The following is a 15475-nucleotide window of genomic DNA, read 5'->3' as shown; positions in this document are numbered from 1 at the left end:
CAGGCGCTCAGCAGCAGGGCGCCGCCGAGGACCACGGCGGGAAGGGCGGCGGCACGGTTCATCGGCTCAGTTGATCAGCGCGGGCTCCGGGCTGCCGTGACGGGGGCCACTTCCCGCGGCACAACCTGGCCATGCTTCCACACCTGGCTCCGTATTGATCCGGGCCGGGCCGTGGGGTGGGCACGGTGTGTAATCGTGCCTGGTCGCGCCGGGGCTTGGGGGGCCGAGCTCCGGTGGGCGGGGACCGGGGCTCGCTTTACCGAGCTCCGGTGGGTCGGGCTGTGACCTACATGCACGACTACTGGGTGGGGGAAAAACCAACCGACCTACCGGACCTATTGAACAAAAGTCTCCTAGGTCCCCCGAATGGGTGAACGAGGGGGATGTGGGCGGTTCGGTGCGGTACGGTCGCCGAGAAACCGGCGAAAAAAACGGCCCCGCCAGGAGTCCTACGTCCTGACGGGAGCCTGACCTTCAAGGAAGCAGAGACCTTCCCGATGGCTGTTCCTCAGCTTAGTCCTGGCATGCCCGCGCCCACCGGCAACCCCGATTTTGCGGTTCGCTCCGGTGTCGTCCACGTACGATCCCAACACCACGCCCGCGCCTGTCGCTACGGCGATCACTTCACCCCCGAGAGCGCCCTCTCGCCCCTCGCAGCCGGTCTCGGCTGGCGCATCAACGCCCTCCCCGACGGCACCGACATCTGCGCCAAGACCCTCGCCAAGCAGTGCTCCAACGGCCAGATCAGCATCCGCCGCGGCCTCAACGAACTGGAAGCAGCGGGCTACCTGCAACGCCGCCCCGTCCAACGCGCCGACGGCCGCTGGGTCACCCGCACCACCTTCTACGAATGCCCCCGCGAGGCGCAGGACCTCCCCCCTGCCACCCCGGGGCCCACCCAGGCCCCATCAGCCCGGGTGCCAGCCCCCAGGGCCGCACCCGCCGAGACCGCGCCCGTAGCCGCACCCGCACCTGTACCTGCCGAGGCCGCCCCCGCACCCACCGTCGAACAGGCCCCCGAGGCGCGGCGTGAGCAGGCCATGCAGCAGGCCCCCACCTGGCGGGCCGACGCCCTCCCGCACGCTCCCCGCCCACGCCGACACCGCAAGCCAACCCCCCTCCCCAGCAGATTCGTTGGCCGCCCGGAGATCTGCCCCTCCGTGCGCGCAGGCCGCTCGCTACCGCCCCGCATCCGCCGCCGGGAGCTGCAACTCGCCCGCCTCGACAGGGGACTCCTGAGCGAAGCAGCAGACACCGAAAACCCCGAGACGTCCGAGCAACCCTCAGGCACCCCCGACGAGGCCCCCGTCGCCATCGACAGCCCCGCCGGAATCCTCATCAACCTGCGCGCCCACGACCCGCGCCTCCTGCTCTCCGCCGCAGCCGTCCGCAAACTCGAACCCTGCGTCGCCACCTGGCTGGAACGCGAAGTCACCCCCGAGCAGATCACCCACGCCCTCACCCGCGGCCTCCCCAACCCCGGCACCGTCATCGGCAACCCCGCCGGATTCATCGACTTCCGCCTCAACCAGCACATGCCACCCCTCCCGCCCTACCGCCCCACCCCCAAACCAGCACCAACCCCGCCCCCCAGGCCCACCATCACCCCCATCCCAGCACCCACCATGATCAACTGCGCACGCTGCGACCGCGCCTTCCGCGGCATCGAAGTCGAAGGACAACGCCCCCTCTGCCGCAAGTGCACAACCGAAACCGCCAACCCCAGCCGCCTCCCCGTCGTGTCCAGCCCGCCGCTCCCCCCAGAGCCCACCTGGCGCGAACGCGTGGCAGCCGCCACCACCGAGGACGACACGGAGGACCCCGCCGCGACTGCGGACCGAGAGTGAGAACGGCGGGGATTCACGCTGTCGCCAGACCGAAGCCGGTTCAGCCGCAGCAGCCCGAACCACCCGTGACGGGCTGCCCGTTGCGGAGGTCGTCGTCGTGACCGGCGGCAAGGCGCGCCCACTGCGCGCTCGGCCGGCCGTCCTGGCGGAACTGCTGACCGCGGGCCTCGTACGGCTGCGGCTAGCCCTGCGGGGAGTCCTCCCAGGTCTCCTGTCGGCCGTGGACGGTCATGTCGAGGATGCCGTAGGAGGGCGCCATGGGCTCCACTCCCCGGCCGGTCGTCCAGTACGTCTCGTACACGCGTTCCCCGTCGCGCAGGTAGCACGCCTTCATGCCGAAGTGGCGGCCGGCGAGGAGCAGTTCACGGGACTCGGCGGGGACGGAGTACCAGGGCAGGTCCCAGCCCATGAAGCGGCGGTAGCGGTCGGACTCCTCGTAGGGGCCCTGGCAGAGGACGGCGAAGGTGACGTCGCGCTGGTGCAGATAGGACAGTTCGCGGACCTGGCCGGTGAAGAAGGTGCAGCCCTCGCACTGGTCGGCGGCACTACGGCCGTCGTGCCACATGTGGTACGAGGCGAACAGCTGGCTCCGCCCCTTGAAGGCGTCTATCAGGGAGACCTTCCCGCCGCCCGCGACAAGCGGTGTGGACGGATCGACCTCGGTCATGGGCAGCCGGCGCCGGGCGGCGGCGATCGCGTCGCCCTCCCGGGTGTGCGCCTTCTCCCGGCCCCGCAGGGCCTCGTTCGCGGCCAGCCACTCCGAACGGGAGACGGCCGGCGGCATGTTGGTAGCAGTCATACCGGGACTGACCCGCCGACCGTCGAAAACTCATCGGCGCCCCGAGGGCTGTCCCCTCAGCGCGGCACCCCCAGCAGCCGCACCCGCGCCTCCTGCGCCGCGCCCCCCGGCGGGACCACCGCCAGTGCGTCGGCCAGGGTCAGCCCCCGCAGCATCGCCGGGCCGTCGAAGGCGGCCGGGGTGGCGCCCTCGGGGGTGAGGTGGACGGGGAGGAGGCGTGTGTCGTGGGGGTGGCCGGGGAGCGCCACCGCCGCCGGCGTCGTACGAAGCGGGGCCTCGCGGTGGCCCGCCAGGCGCGTCAGGAGGGGGGCCGCCAGGGTCGCCACGCCCGCCACCGCCGCCAGGGGGTTGCCGGGCAGGCCGACCAGGCGGCGGGCGCGGCCGTCGGGGGCCGGGGGGAGGTGGGCGAGGAGCATGGGGTGGCCGGGGCGCACGGCCACCGAGTCGACGAGCAGGCGCGCGCCCGCGCGGGCCAGCGCGGTGTGCAGGAAGTCGACGGGGCCGGCGGCCGTGGAACCGGTGGTCACCACCACGTCCGCGTCCGTCGCCGCCAACGCCCGCTGCAGCGCGTCCAGTTCGTCGGGGATCGGCTGGACTCCCCGTACCCGCGCGCCTGTTCGCTCCAGCCACGGCGGCAGCATCGGGCCCAGCGCGTCGCGTACCCGGCCCGCGCGGGGCAGGCCGCTGTGCAGCAGTTCGTCGCCCAGCAGCAGGACGTCCACGGTGGGCCGGCGGTGCACGGGCAGGCGGTCGTAGCCGGCGGCGGCCGCCAGGCCCAGCACGGCCGGGGTCACCGGCGTACCGGCGGGCAGGAGCGCCTCGCCCGCCGCGCACTCCTGGCCGCGCGGGCGGATGTCGCCGCGCGGGGCGAGGGGGCGCGGGGCGGTGAGGTGCAGGGTGCCGGCGTCGGCGAGGCCGTGCTCGCGGCGCAGGACGGCGGTGGCGCCGGCGGGGACGGGGGCGCCGGTGGCGATGGGGACGGCGGTGCGGGGTTCCAGCGGGGCGGGGTGCGCGCCGGCCAGGACGCCCGCGCCGTGCAGCCGCCAGGGGCCGGGGCCGGCGACGGCCCAGCCGTCCATGGCGGAGGTGTCGAAGGACGGCAGGTCGGTCAGCGCCGCCAGCGGCCGGGCCAGCGCGCAGCCCAGGGCGTCGGCCAGGGTGTGGGCGACGGCGGGCAGGGGGGCGGGGGCGCAGGTGCGGGCGGTGGCGTGGGCCTCGTCCCAGGTGGTGCGGGAGCGGTGGTGGTGGGCGCTGTCGGGGGTGCGGGTACGGCCTGGGGCCGCCGGTGCTTCGGCGGGGGCGGTGGGGTTCATGCCGTGGCCGTGCGGTCGAGGCGGTCGCCGCTGTCCTGGCGCGGCGGGGTGTCCTGGCGCGGCGTGCTGTCCGTACGCCCGGCCGCGTCTTCCGCGCTCCAGCGGGCGGCGAGCACCTCGACGCGGCGGCTGGCCTCGGTGACGGCCTCGGGTCCGCCGCCGGCCTGGGCGGCCGCGTAGCCGATGAGGAAGGACGTCAGGGGCGCGGCGGGGCGGGCGACTCCGTGGGCCACGGTCTTGGTGACGTCCAGCAGGCCGGGGACGTCGACCGCCAGGTCGAGGTCGAGCTCGGTCTTCACGGCGTCGATCCAGGTCTTCATCGTCCACTCCACATCCCTAGACACTGCTGGTACGTACGCGCCCCCCAGTCCCGATCAGCCCCGATCAGCCCCCGGTCACCCCCCAATCGCCGACATGGGGCGGTCGGGGCGTCGGAAGGCGGGGCTGCCGATGGCGTGGCCGGGGCCCTTGCCGGCCACCGAGGCCCGCCAGGCGGCCTCGATGGCGCTGTCGTCGGCGCCGGTGCGCAGCAGGGCGCGCAGGTCGGACTCCTCGGTGGCGAAGAGGCAGTTGCGCAGTTGGCCGTCGGCGGTCAGGCGGACGCGGTCGCAGGTGCCGCAGAAGGGGCGGGTGACGCTGGCGATGACGCCGACCGGGGTGTGCGCGCCGCTCTGGCGGTCGACGGCGCGCCACTCCTCGGCGGGGGCGCGGTCGGTGCGGGCGAGGGGGTGGAGTTCGTAGCGTGCGGCGAGGGCGCCCAGGATCTCCTCGGCGGTGACCAGCTGCTCGCGGCGCCAGTCGCCCTGGGCGTCCAGGGGCATCGACTCGATGAAGCGCATCCGGTAGCCGTGTGCGGCGGCGAAGGCGACCAGGTCGGCGATCTCGTCGTCGTTGACGCCGCGTACGGGGACGGCGTTGACCTTCACCGGGTCCAGGCCGGCGGTGCGGGCGGCGGCGAGGCCGGCCAGGACGTCGGCGAGGCGGTCGCGGCGGGTCAGGGCGGTGAAGCGCTCGGGGCGCAGGGTGTCGAGGCTGACGTTGACGCGGGTCAGGCCGGCGGCGCGCAGGGGGGCGGCGAGGCGGGCGAGGCCGATGCCGTTGGTGGTGAGGGACATCCCGGGGGCGCCGGGCAGGGCGGCGAGGCGGGCGAGGAGGCCGGGCAGGCCGCGGCGCAGCAGCGGTTCGCCGCCGGTCAGGCGCAGTTCGGTGATGCCCAGGCGGCCGGCGGCGATCGCCACCAGGCGGACGATCTCGTCGTCGGTGAGGACCTCGGGGCGCGGCAGCCAGCGCAGGCCCTCGGCGGGCATGCAGTACGTGCAGCGCAGGTTGCACCGGTCGGTGAGGGAGAGGCGCAGGTCGGTGTGGACGCGGCCGAAGCGGTCCAGCAGCGGGGCGGCTTCGCCGCGCGGGCGGGCGGGGGCTGCGGACACTGCTCCCCTTTCCGGATCTGCGGTCTGCGGTCTGTGTACGGGGCCGGTCGCTCGACGTGCCGAGGGTGTCATCGAAGCCCCGGCCGCCGTGACCGCCACGCCGACTCCGTCGCCCCGGAGCTGTCGGGAATTCCCGAACTCCCGTTTCCGGATTCCGCGTCCTTTCGCGTCATCATCGTGAAATGTCGCGGCTGCTGTCAAAAAGGAATTCCGAATCGCCTGATAGAGAGCGCCTATCGCGCCGGGCCGGGGCTTTCCCTCGTTTGCCCAGGTGTTGACCCCGGCTGCCACCCGGCGGCGGCATAACCTCGCGGGTGGGGAAAATAGTACTGAGGAGATATCCGTGGGTGATCAGGAGCTGTTCGAGGGCGACGCGGAGATCGCGCGGCAGGAGGCGGCCGCCTCCCAGGAGCCGCTGGAGCCGCGGGTGGGGCCCGTACCGTCGGGGCCGCCGAAGTCGAAGCCGTACACGCATCCGGCGGCGGGCTGGGGGGCGGCGAAGGCGGTCGCCGAGGTGCTGGTCAAGGACCGGGAGGTGGTCATCGGTTCGCTCGAGATGCTGAAGATGAACCACGACGACGGCGGCTTCGACTGCCCGGGGTGCGCGTGGGGCGACACCAAGGACCTGGAGCTGGACCTCTGCGAGAACGGCATCAAGCACACCACGTGGGAGATGACGCCCAAGCGCACCACCCGCGAGTTCTTCGCCAAGCACTCGGTCAGCGAGCTGTTCGAGTGGAACGACCACGATCTGGAGGCCGAGGGCCGGCTGACGGAGCCGATGGTCTACGACGCGCTCAGCGACCACTACGTGCCGATCAGCTGGGCGGACGCCTTCAAGCTCTTCGGCGACACGGTGCGCCGGCTGGAGAGTCCCGACCAGGCTGCGTACTACACCTCGGGGCGGCTGGGCAACGAGGCGTCGTTCCTGTACTCGCTGATGGCCCGCGAGCTGGGCACCAACAACCAGCCCGACTGCGCCAACATGTGCACCGAGGCCGGCACCCGCGCGATGGAGGCGTCGCTGGGCACGGGCAAGGGCACGGTGGACCTGAAGGACTGGGAGAACTCCGACGCCGTCTTCGTGATGGGCATCAACACCGCCTCCAACGCGCCGCGCATGCTCACCCCGCTGGCGCAGCTCTACCGCGACGGCAAGAAGATCGTCCACATCAACCCGCTCATCGAGGCGGGCGCCACCCGCACGATCATCCCGCACGAGATCCTGGCGATGGCGACCTTCCACGCCACCCCCACCAGCAACCTCGACATCCAGCCGCGCGCGGCGGGCGACATGGCGCTGATGCGCGGGATCGCCAAGGCGACGCTGGAGATGGCCGAGACGGACGAGCAGGCCGTCGACCGGCAGTTCCTGGAGCGCTACACCCACGGCTTCGAGGACTACCGCAGGGTGGTGACGGAGACCTCCTGGGAGGAGATCGTCCACCAGTCGGGCGTGAGCCTGGAGGAGATCCGCAAGGCGGCGCGCATCTACCGCGAGGCCGACCGGGCGATCATCACCTGGGGGCTGGGCGTCAACCAGCACGAGCACGCCGTGGACACCATCCGCGAGATCATCAACGTCCTGCTGCTGCGCGGCAACATCGGCCGCGAGGGCGCGGGCGCGGCCCCCAACCGCGGGCACAGCAACGTCCAGGGCAACCGCACCTGCGGCATCACCAACGAGCCCGACGCGGCGTTCCTCGACAAGCTCGCCGAGGTCTGCGGCATCGACCCGCCCCGCACCAGGGGCTACGACGTGGTGGGCACCATCGAGGCGATGGACCGCGGCGACATCAAGGTCTTCGTCTCGATGGCGGGCAACCTCGCGCTCGCCGCCCCCGACACCCGCTTCACCTACGCCGCTCTGCGCAAGACGGACCTGACGGTCATCGTCAGCACCAAGCTCAACCGCAGCCACCTCGTCCACGGCAAGCAGGCGCTGATCCTGCCCTGCCTGGGCCGCACCGAGAAGGACGAGCAGAAGACCGGCCTGCAGGCACTGTCGGTCGAGGACGGCATGTCGATGGTCCACCTCTCGCGCGGCAACCGCGAGCCGGCCTCCGAGCAGCTGCTCTCCGAGCCCGCGATCATCGCCGGGCTGGCGAGCGCCGCGCTGCCCGACAGTCAGACGCCGTGGAAGTGGTACGTCGAGGACTACGACCGCATCCGCGACACCATGGCCAAGGTGCTGTACGGCTTCGAGGACTTCAACCGCCGGGTGCGCCAGCCGATGGGCTTCCGTATCAAGCAGCCGGCCCGCGAGCTGGTCTTCCTCACCCCGTCGGGGCGCGCGGAGTTCTCGCACGCGCCGCTGCCCGACGTCGTCCCCGCCCCCGGGCGCCTGGTGCTGGGCGCGATGCGCTCGCACGACCAGTGGAACACCACGATCTACAGCGACAACGACCGCTACCGCGGGGTGCACAACCTGCGCACGCTGATCTTCATGAACAAGGACGACATGCGCGAGCGCGGACTGGCGCAGTTCGACCCGACGAAGGTCACCGCGTACGCCAAGGACGGCACCGTGCGGGTGCTGAAGGGCTTCCTCGCGGTCGAGCACGACATGCCGCGCGGGGTCAGTGCCGGGTACATGCCGGAGCTGAACCAGCTGATCTCGGTCAGCGACTACAGCGCCCAGAGCGACCAGCCGCTGTCCAAGCAGATGGACGTGACGATCGAACAGGACGCCTGAGGGTCCGCACGGCGGGCGCCGGGCTGCACGGGAGAGGGTGTCGGGCATGGGACGGGTGACGGTGCGCCGGCCGGTGGTGCGCATCCGCGACGGGGTGGTGACGCGGCGGCCCGACACCCTGGCGGCCGAGGAGCCGATGGAGATCCGCGTCGGCGGGCGGCCGTTGACGATCACGATGCGCACGCCGGGCGACGACTTCGACCTGGCGTGCGGCTTCCTGGTCGGCGAGGGCGTGGTGCGCGCGGCCGGGGAGGTGGCCGCGATCCGCTACTGCGCGGGGGCCACCGACGACGGTTCCAACACGTACAACGTCGTCGACGTGGCGCTGGCTGCCGGGGTGGCGCCGCCCGACGCCTCCCTGGAGCGCAACTTCTACACCACCTCCGCCTGCGGGCTGTGCGGGAAGGCCAGCCTGGACGCGGTACGCACCGTCGCGCCCTGGTCGGTGGCCGAGGATCCGCTGCGGATCTCGCCCAAGGAGCTGGCGCAGCTGCCCGAGGCGCTGCGCGCCGCCCAGCGCGTCTTCGACGCCACGGGCGGGCTGCACGCGGCGGGGCTCTTCTCCGCCGCCGGCGAGCTGCTGTGCCTGCGCGAGGACGTGGGGCGGCACAACGCGGTCGACAAGGTGGTGGGCCACGCGCTGCGGGAGGGGCTGCTGCCGCTGCGCGGGAGTGTGCTGATGGTCAGCGGGCGGGCCTCCTTCGAGCTGGTGCAGAAGGCCGTGATGGCGGGGATCCCGCTGCTGGCGGCGGTCTCGGCGCCGTCCTCGCTGGCCGCGGACCTGGCGCAGGAGTCGGGGATGACGCTGGTGGGCTTCCTGCGCGGGGAGTCGATGAACGTCTACACCGGCGCCGAGCGGATCTCGTAACCGGCCCTGCTCTTCCGGCAGTTGGAGCACCCGGTCGCCCTCGCCCGCGAGGAGCGCTTCGCGCCCGCGGCCCGTACCTGCCGAGTCTCCCAGCCCGCGCTCCCGGAGGGCGTGCGCACGCTGGAGGAGGAGCTGGGCGGGCTGCTGGTGCGGCGCGCCAGGCCCGTATCGCTCCGGCGCTGGAGACCCCGGCGTCCTGAGCTGCCCGGCCTCACCCGATCGGCCCACCTCGGTATCCGTGTCCGGCCGCCGCCCCGACCATGATCTCGGGGCAGTCGAGAATCGAGGACACGGACATGGTTCAGGGTTTCTCACGAGAACCCGGCACGCACGGCCCGATCTCCGAGGAGATCGTGCTGCCGCCGAAGGCGATCAAGCAGATCAAGAAGTGGGCGTACCTGATCGCGGTCGGCGGCTTCCTGTTCGGTTTCGACACGGGTGTCGTCTCCGGCGCGCTGCTCTATCTGAAGCAGGACTTCGACCTCAACTCCTTCGAACAGGGCAGCGTCGTCAGCGTCCTGCTCATCGGCGCGGTCGTGGGCTCCGGCATGGCGGGCAAGCTCGCCGACAAGCTGGGCCGGCGCAAGGCGCTGGGCCTGGTCGGCGTCGTCTTCCTCGTCGGTACGGCCATCGCGACCTTCGCCACCGGCTACGCGATGCTGATGGTGGGCCGCATCATCCTGGGCCTGTCGGTGGGCGCCGCCTCGGCGACCGTGCCGGTGTACCTGTCGGAGATCGCCCCCACGGCGATCCGCGGCCGGCTGCTGACGCTCAACCAGCTGCTCATCACCATCGGCATCCTCGTCGCGTACATGGTCAACCTCATCTTCTCGCCGTCCGAGGACTGGCGGGCGATGTTCGCCTGCGGCGCCATCCCGGCGCTGGTGCTGGTGGTGGCGTCCCTGTGGCTGCTGCCCGAGTCCCCCCAGTGGCTGATCTCCACCGGCAAGGCCGAGCGGGCCCGCAAGGGCATCGCGGCGCTCGCGGGCAAGGACGTCGCCGACGCGGTGGTCAAGCGCACGCAGGACGCGATCGCCGCGGAGCAGGCCAAGGCGAAGGCCAAGGCCGAGGACCCCGACTCGCACGGCATCAAGCAGCTGCTGACCCCCGACATCCGCCCGGCGCTGATCATGGGTCTGACCCTGGCGGCGGTGCAGCAGTTCGGCGGTATCAACACGATCATCTACTACGCGCCGACCATCATCGAGAAGACCGGCCTGAACGCCTCGAACTCGATCTTCTACTCGATCGCCATCGGCATCATCAACTTCCTCATGACGCTGGTCGCCGTCAAGATCGTCGACAAGACCGGCCGGCGGCCGATGGTGCTGTGGTCGCTGGGCCTGATGTCCGTCTCGGTCTTCCTGCTGGGCCTGGCCTTCGTGTTCGACATGGGCTCGGTGCTCACGCTGCTGTTCATGGTGATCTACATCGCGGCCTTCGCCGGCGGTATGGGCCCGGTGTTCTGGACCCTGATCGGTGAGATCTTCCCGCCGTCGGTGCGGGCGGAGGGCTCCAGCCTGTCCACCGCCGTGAACTGGATCGCCAACTTCCTCGTCAGCCTCGCCTTCCTGCCGGTGGCCAGCGCCATCGGCCAGGGCGAGACGTTCTGGATCTTCGCGGTGATCTGCGCGCTGGCCTTCGTCTTCGTCAGCAAGTACCTGCCGGAGACGCGCGGCAAGGACGCCCTGGAGATCCAGGACGCCCTGCTGGAGCGCTTCGGCAAGGAGCCGCTGGACGCCCCGTCCCACTCCTCGGGCAAGGGCGGCGGGAAGTCCGGCAGTTGACGCCCCTCCCCCGCCCCTCCCCCACGGCAGGGCCGGATCAGGACCGGATCAGGACCAGACAGGAAAGGCACCCGCTTCGATGACCCCTTCGACGACCCCTTCCCAGACCCCCGAGTCGACCACCGCGCCGATGCCCACCTCACCCCCCGCCTCGGACGTCGCCTCCCCCTTCGCCACCTCCGAGCTGCCCAGCGCCGGCGCGCTGGTCCTCTTCGGCATCTCCGGCGACCTGGCCAAGAAGATGCTGCTCCCGGCCCTCTACCAGCTCACCAAGGCCGGGAAGCTGACCGTCCCGGTCGTCGGGGTGGCCCGCTGCGACTGGGACGACGACACCCTGCGCAAGCAGGCCCGCGAGGACCTCGTCGACGCCGGCGTGGAGATCGACGAGGACGTCTTCGCCCGCTTCGCGTCCCTGCTGAGCATCGTCACCGGCGACTTCGACGACCCCGCCACCTTCGACAAGCTGAAGGAGGCGACGGCCGGCCGGGGCTTCCTCACGCACTACCTGGCCGTACCGCCCTCGCTGTTCACCGTGGTCGCCGCCGCCCTCGCCAAGGCCGGCCTCAACGACAACGCGCGCCTGGTGGTGGAGAAGCCCTTCGGGCACGACCTGGCCTCGGCCAAGCAGCTGGAGGCCAGCCTCACCGGCTACTTCAAGCCCGACAACCTGCTGCGCGTCGACCACTTCCTGGGCAACACGGCGGTGGAGTCGCTGATGGTCGCCCGCTTCGCCAACATGCTCCTGGCGCCCGTCTGGCACCGCGACTACGTCGACAACGTGCAGATCTCCCTGGTGGAGGACTTCGACGTCGCCGACCGGGGCTCCTTCTACGACGCGGTGGGCTGCCTGCGCGACGTGGTGGAGAACCACATGATGCAGGTGCTGGCCTACTTCGCCATGGACCCGCCCAACAACTCCACCTCCGGCTCGCAGGCCATGGAGAAGTGGCGGGTCCTCAACGCCACCCGCCCGATGGAGCCCGCCGACACGGTGCGCGGCCAGTACACCGGCTACCAGGACGTCCAGGGCGTCACGCCCGGCTCCACCACCGACACGTACTTCGCCACCCGCCTGTTCGTCGACAACTGGCGCTGGGCGGGCGTGCCGTTCTACATGCGCAGCGGCAAGGCCCTCGCACTGACCGCCACCGAGGTGGTCGTCCAGCTGAAGAAGCCGCCGATGGACCTCTTCGCCGGCTTCGACACCGAGGGCACCCCGCCCGACCTGGTGCGCTTCCGCCTCGACTACGACACCGGCATCCGCGCGGACCTGATGGTGCGCCGCCCCAAGGACGGCGGCCCGCCGGTGAGCGTGCCGATGGGCGTGGACTACGCGCAGGTCATGGGCCGCCAGGAGCTGCCGTACGAGAACATCCTCTACGGCGCGATCATCGGCGACCCGACCTGCTTCGCCTTCTACCCCACCATCCTGGAGTGCTGGCGGGTGGCGGAGCCGATGCTGGACTACCCCCACCCCCCGCTGCCCTACGAGCCGGGCAGCTGGGGACCGGCGGCGGCCGACGACCTGCCGGGCCTGGTGGACGGCTGGCACAACCCCGGCAGGCTGCTCTTCGACGGCAACCCCGTCGGCTCCCCCACCCCGGCCGACTAGCGGCCGCGCCGCCCACGATGGAGCGTACGGCCCCGGTGTGGCGCCAGATCAAGGACTGCTTCTGGCCGGTGCTGCAGCAGTCCCTGGCCGTGGTGCTCGCCTGGAGCCTCGCCCACGCGCTCCTGGACCAGGCGCTGCCGATCTTCGCCCCGATCTCCGCGCTCGTCGCGCTCAACACCCCGCGCGGCGGGCGCGGGGCCAACGCGGTGCGCGTCGTGCTCGGCGTCATCGCGGGGGTCCTCATCGGGGAGGCCGCCTACTACCTGATCGGCTCCAACGCCCTGGCCGTCGGCGTGGCCACGCTCTTCGCGCTGCTGGTCACCCAGCTGATCGACCCGCAGCGCATCACGATGGCCCAGTCCGGGGTCAGCGCGGTCATCTCCGTCGTCGCCGGCACCCAGGCCGGCCACCAGCGCACCTTCGAGGTGCTCATCGGCGGCGGCGTGGCGCTCCTGTTCAGCCAACTGCTCTTCCCCGCCCACCCGCTGGCCACCCTGCGCCGGGCGGAGTCGAACATCCTGCGGGTGCTCTCCGACGTCCTGTTCATGACCTCGCAGTCGCTGGACGGGCCCAAGCGCGAACCCCAGTCGCAGCTGTGGGAGCAACTGCGGCCGGTCTACGAGGAACTGGTCATGCTGGGCGCGGCCCGCGACAACATCCTCTCCGCGGTCCGCCACGTCCCCTTCTGGTGGGGCCAGCGCGAGCCCGTCCAGCGCGAGAGCAACGCCGCGCGCGATCTGGACCTGCTGAGCAACAGCTGCCTGACCCTCGCCCGGGCCGCGATGGACACCACCTCCGAGCACCGCGGCAGGCTGGCGCCCGAGGTGCGCGAACTCTCGCACGTCCTGCGGATGCTCGCCGCGGCGCCGGACAGCCGGTCGGTGCGCAGGCACGCCGCGCGCCGCGCGCTGAAGGTCGCCGGGGACGTCAGCCTCACGCACGCCGGCACCCAGCAGGTCGCCATCAGCGAGAGCGTGCTGCTGGTCGTCCGCGACGTCCTCGTCTTCCTGGGCACCCCGGACAAGACGGCCAACCGGGTGGTGCACGAGCGCGCGCACAACGACGAGGACACGGTGGAGATCGGCAACCCGGCGCGGCTCAGCCTGCCCAACCCGGCCGCCTACGCGCCCTGGCCCTCCCGCCGCCGACGCGCGCCCCGGGAGCGGCCACGTCAACCGCAGGACTCGCAGGGCCCACAGGAGAAGGACACGTGAGCGCTGCCCCGGTCGCGGTCGGACCGCTGGACGCCGCCTCCCCCACGAGTGATATACATCCCGTCAGTAACAGCCGTGTTCAGCGTGCTCTTGCGAGGAGCCCCGGGCGTTCACGCCCGGGAGGAATCGCATCCCGTCGCAGCGACACGGAGTGTCGCAGCCACCTGACCTGCGGAGCAGGTCGACGCCACCGGCGCGGAGCGCCGCATCACCCCTTCCGGCACGCTCTCGGTGACCGTCCCGTGAGCCACGCCGGGCCCCTGGAGGAGGGGCGGATCCACTGGTGGCGCTCGCTGGCCTGCGCAGTGCCGTTCCTGCTCGCGGCCGGCGGCATCGGCGGCGCCATGGCCTCCGGGGCGATCGCCGTCGACATGAAGGTGCAGAACAGGACCTTCAACGTCAACTACCCGGGACTGAAGATCCCGGGTTTGCTGCTCGGGTCATCACTGGCTGTGATGGGTCCGGCTGCGTCCGGCCTTTCACGTGAGGAGTGTGAGGGCTGGGGCCGTTGACTGGGCCCCGCGGACCCACGCGATCCACCCGCGGTGGGCGATGTTGTGGGACGAGTTGTGGTCCGCGTGTTCAACGAAACCGCAGGACCTGCACACGAACCGGGCCTGGGTGGGCCGGTTGGCTTTGTCGATGTGGTGGCATTGGGAGCATTCCTGGCTGGTGCAGGCCGCATCGACGTACACCACCGGGACCCCGGCGCGTTTGGCCTTGTAGGTGAGGAAGGTGCCGAGTTGGTGGAAGGGCCAGGAGTGGAGCGTGGTGCGTTGGGGCTTTCTCAGCCGTACCCGCTCGCGGATGCCGCCCAGGTCTTCCAGGGCGATCCCGCGTCCGGTGCGTTCAGCCTCCGCCACGATCCGCTTGCTGATCTTGTGGTTGATGTCCTTGTTGCGGCGGGCCTCGCGGCCCGCGTACTTCTTCGCCCGCCGCTTCGCGGACTTCGTGCCCTTCTTCTGCAGCTTGGACCGTAGCGCCCGGTCCTTCTCGCGTCGGCGGTTGATCGATCTGCCACTGTGACGTGTGCCGTCGCTGGTGGCGGCGATGTTGACGATGCCCAGGTCGACACCGAGGAAGCCCACCGGGTCGGTGTTGAGGGGTTGTTCGGGGATCTCGCAGGTCGCGATCAGGTACCAGATCCCGTTTTGGTAGGCGAGGTCGGACTCGCCCCGACGATGCGCGGCCAGCACGGCCAACTGCTCTTCCTGCCCGGCGAAGGCCACGTTCTTCATCCGTCCCGCGGTGGTCCAGATAGAGACGGTGCGCTGCTCGTGCTGCCAGGAGAGCATGCGATCGTCGTAGGGCTGGGCCGCCTCGGGCCGGAAGGTGATCGGCTTGCCTGCCGCGCGGGTGTGGCGTTTGGTTCCCGGGCGTCCGTAGCGGCCGTTACGCAGGTTGGCGTTCAGGGTGGTGTAGGCGTCACAGGTCTTCTTGATCGAATGTTGGGCGGCCTGCGCGCCCAACTTCCACCGTTCCTTGATCTCGGTGTAGGTGTGCTTGCGCAGGTCCAGTGGACGGCGCACGTCGGCGTCGAAGGCGACCTGGGCAGCCCAGGTCGCGGCTTCGTTGCAGGCGTGCAGGGTTGCCTCAAGTGCCGCCGCCTGCGTAGGCGTTGGCAGGAGCTTGACCCGCACCACCAGCTTCATGACCGCCACGCTAGCACTCCTACAATCTGTCCATGTCACCTCGATGGGAACCAAACCCCGATCTGAGGAGGGGTAGAACAGTCGTTCACTCCCTCCACGCGCACTTGGTCTTCACACCGAAGCACCGGCGCGGGCCCTTCACCGACGAGATCCTTACGCGCTGTGAGGAGATCATGCGAGACGTGTGCGCCGACTTCGGCGCCCAACTGACGGAGTTCAACGGCGAGACCGACCACGTCCATCTCTTGATCCACTACC

14 protein-coding genes are annotated in these 15475 nt (G+C 71.3%); 9 read left to right on the top strand and 5 right to left on the bottom strand.

Features of this window, described 5'->3' with window-relative positions; all coding sequences use genetic code 11:
• Positions 1 to 524: 524 nt before the first annotated feature.
• The gene (locus tag ACFQLX_RS21720; protein WP_386417654.1) at positions 525 to 1847 is read left to right on the top strand and encodes a hypothetical protein; all 1323 of its coding nucleotides are present in this window, start codon (positions 525 to 527) and stop codon (positions 1845 to 1847) included.
• 181 nt (positions 1848 to 2028) lie between these two features.
• Here ACFQLX_RS21720 and ACFQLX_RS21715 read toward each other — a convergent pair whose 3' ends face one another.
• From ACFQLX_RS21715 to moaA, 4 genes are all read right to left on the bottom strand, one after another.
• Entirely contained in the window at positions 2029 to 2646 is a 618-nt protein-coding gene (locus tag ACFQLX_RS21715; protein ID WP_386417652.1) for a DUF899 family protein, read from the bottom strand.
• A gap of 56 nt (positions 2647 to 2702) precedes the next feature.
• Positions 2703 to 3959 (bottom strand): molybdopterin molybdotransferase MoeA, encoded by a 1257-nt coding sequence (locus ACFQLX_RS21710; RefSeq protein ID WP_386417650.1) that lies wholly within the window; start codon positions 3957 to 3959, stop codon positions 2703 to 2705.
• A complete protein-coding gene (locus ACFQLX_RS21705; RefSeq protein WP_386417648.1) occupies positions 3956 to 4279 on the bottom strand; it encodes a DUF6457 domain-containing protein in 324 nt (107 codons plus the stop codon). Before ACFQLX_RS21705 ends, ACFQLX_RS21710 begins: the two co-directional genes overlap by 4 nt.
• 75 nt (positions 4280 to 4354) lie before the next feature.
• Positions 4355 to 5389 (bottom strand): GTP 3',8-cyclase MoaA, encoded by a 1035-nt coding sequence (moaA, locus tag ACFQLX_RS21700; RefSeq protein WP_386417647.1) that lies wholly within the window; start codon positions 5387 to 5389, stop codon positions 4355 to 4357.
• A 379-nt stretch (positions 5390 to 5768) separates the two neighbouring features.
• Here moaA and ACFQLX_RS21695 point away from each other — a divergent pair, with 379 nt between their 5' ends.
• The 7 genes from ACFQLX_RS21695 to ACFQLX_RS21665 all read left to right on the top strand — a co-directional run bounded on the left by ACFQLX_RS21695 (position 5769) and on the right by ACFQLX_RS21665 (position 14077).
• Entirely contained in the window at positions 5769 to 8084 is a 2316-nt protein-coding gene (locus ACFQLX_RS21695) for an FdhF/YdeP family oxidoreductase (protein WP_386417712.1), read from the top strand.
• 46 nt (positions 8085 to 8130) lie between these two features.
• Positions 8131 to 8952, top strand: a complete 822-nt coding sequence (gene fdhD, locus ACFQLX_RS21690; protein WP_386417645.1) for a formate dehydrogenase accessory sulfurtransferase FdhD — start codon at positions 8131 to 8133, stop codon at positions 8950 to 8952.
• A 21-nt stretch (positions 8953 to 8973) separates the two neighbouring features.
• Entirely contained in the window at positions 8974 to 9216 is a 243-nt protein-coding gene (locus ACFQLX_RS21685) for a LysR family transcriptional regulator (protein ID WP_386417643.1), read from the top strand.
• 32 nt (positions 9217 to 9248) lie between these two features.
• The gene (locus tag ACFQLX_RS21680; protein WP_386417641.1) at positions 9249 to 10739 is read left to right on the top strand and encodes a sugar porter family MFS transporter; all 1491 of its coding nucleotides are present in this window, start codon (positions 9249 to 9251) and stop codon (positions 10737 to 10739) included.
• A 130-nt stretch (positions 10740 to 10869) separates the two neighbouring features.
• Positions 10870 to 12351, top strand: coding sequence for a glucose-6-phosphate dehydrogenase (gene zwf / locus ACFQLX_RS21675; protein ID WP_386417710.1), 1482 nt, complete (start codon positions 10870 to 10872; stop codon positions 12349 to 12351).
• Between the two features lie 35 nt (positions 12352 to 12386).
• A complete protein-coding gene (locus tag ACFQLX_RS21670) occupies positions 12387 to 13565 on the top strand; it encodes an FUSC family protein (RefSeq protein WP_386417640.1) in 1179 nt (392 codons plus the stop codon).
• 242 nt (positions 13566 to 13807) lie between these two features.
• The gene (locus tag ACFQLX_RS21665; protein WP_386417638.1) at positions 13808 to 14077 is read left to right on the top strand and encodes a hypothetical protein; all 270 of its coding nucleotides are present in this window, start codon (positions 13808 to 13810) and stop codon (positions 14075 to 14077) included.
• On the opposite strand, the gene ACFQLX_RS21660 is transcribed toward ACFQLX_RS21665, so the two are convergent.
• Positions 14045 to 15217, bottom strand: coding sequence for an RNA-guided endonuclease InsQ/TnpB family protein (locus tag ACFQLX_RS21660; RefSeq protein ID WP_386417636.1), 1173 nt, complete (start codon positions 15215 to 15217; stop codon positions 14045 to 14047). The genes ACFQLX_RS21665 and ACFQLX_RS21660 overlap by 33 nt on opposite strands.
• Positions 15218 to 15249: 32 nt before the next feature.
• Between ACFQLX_RS21660 and tnpA the strand changes: the two genes are divergently transcribed.
• The coding region (gene tnpA / locus ACFQLX_RS21655) for an IS200/IS605 family transposase (protein WP_386417634.1) at positions 15250 to 15475 on the top strand (226 nt) is incomplete at its 3' end.

It is taken from the genome of Streptomyces polyrhachis, from assembly GCF_042663125.1.
GTDB classification, from domain to species: Bacteria; Actinomycetota; Actinomycetes; order Streptomycetales; family Streptomycetaceae; genus Streptomyces; species Streptomyces polyrhachii.
The sequence above is the reverse complement of the archived record's forward strand: the minus strand, read 5'-3'. Positions and strand labels throughout refer to the sequence as shown.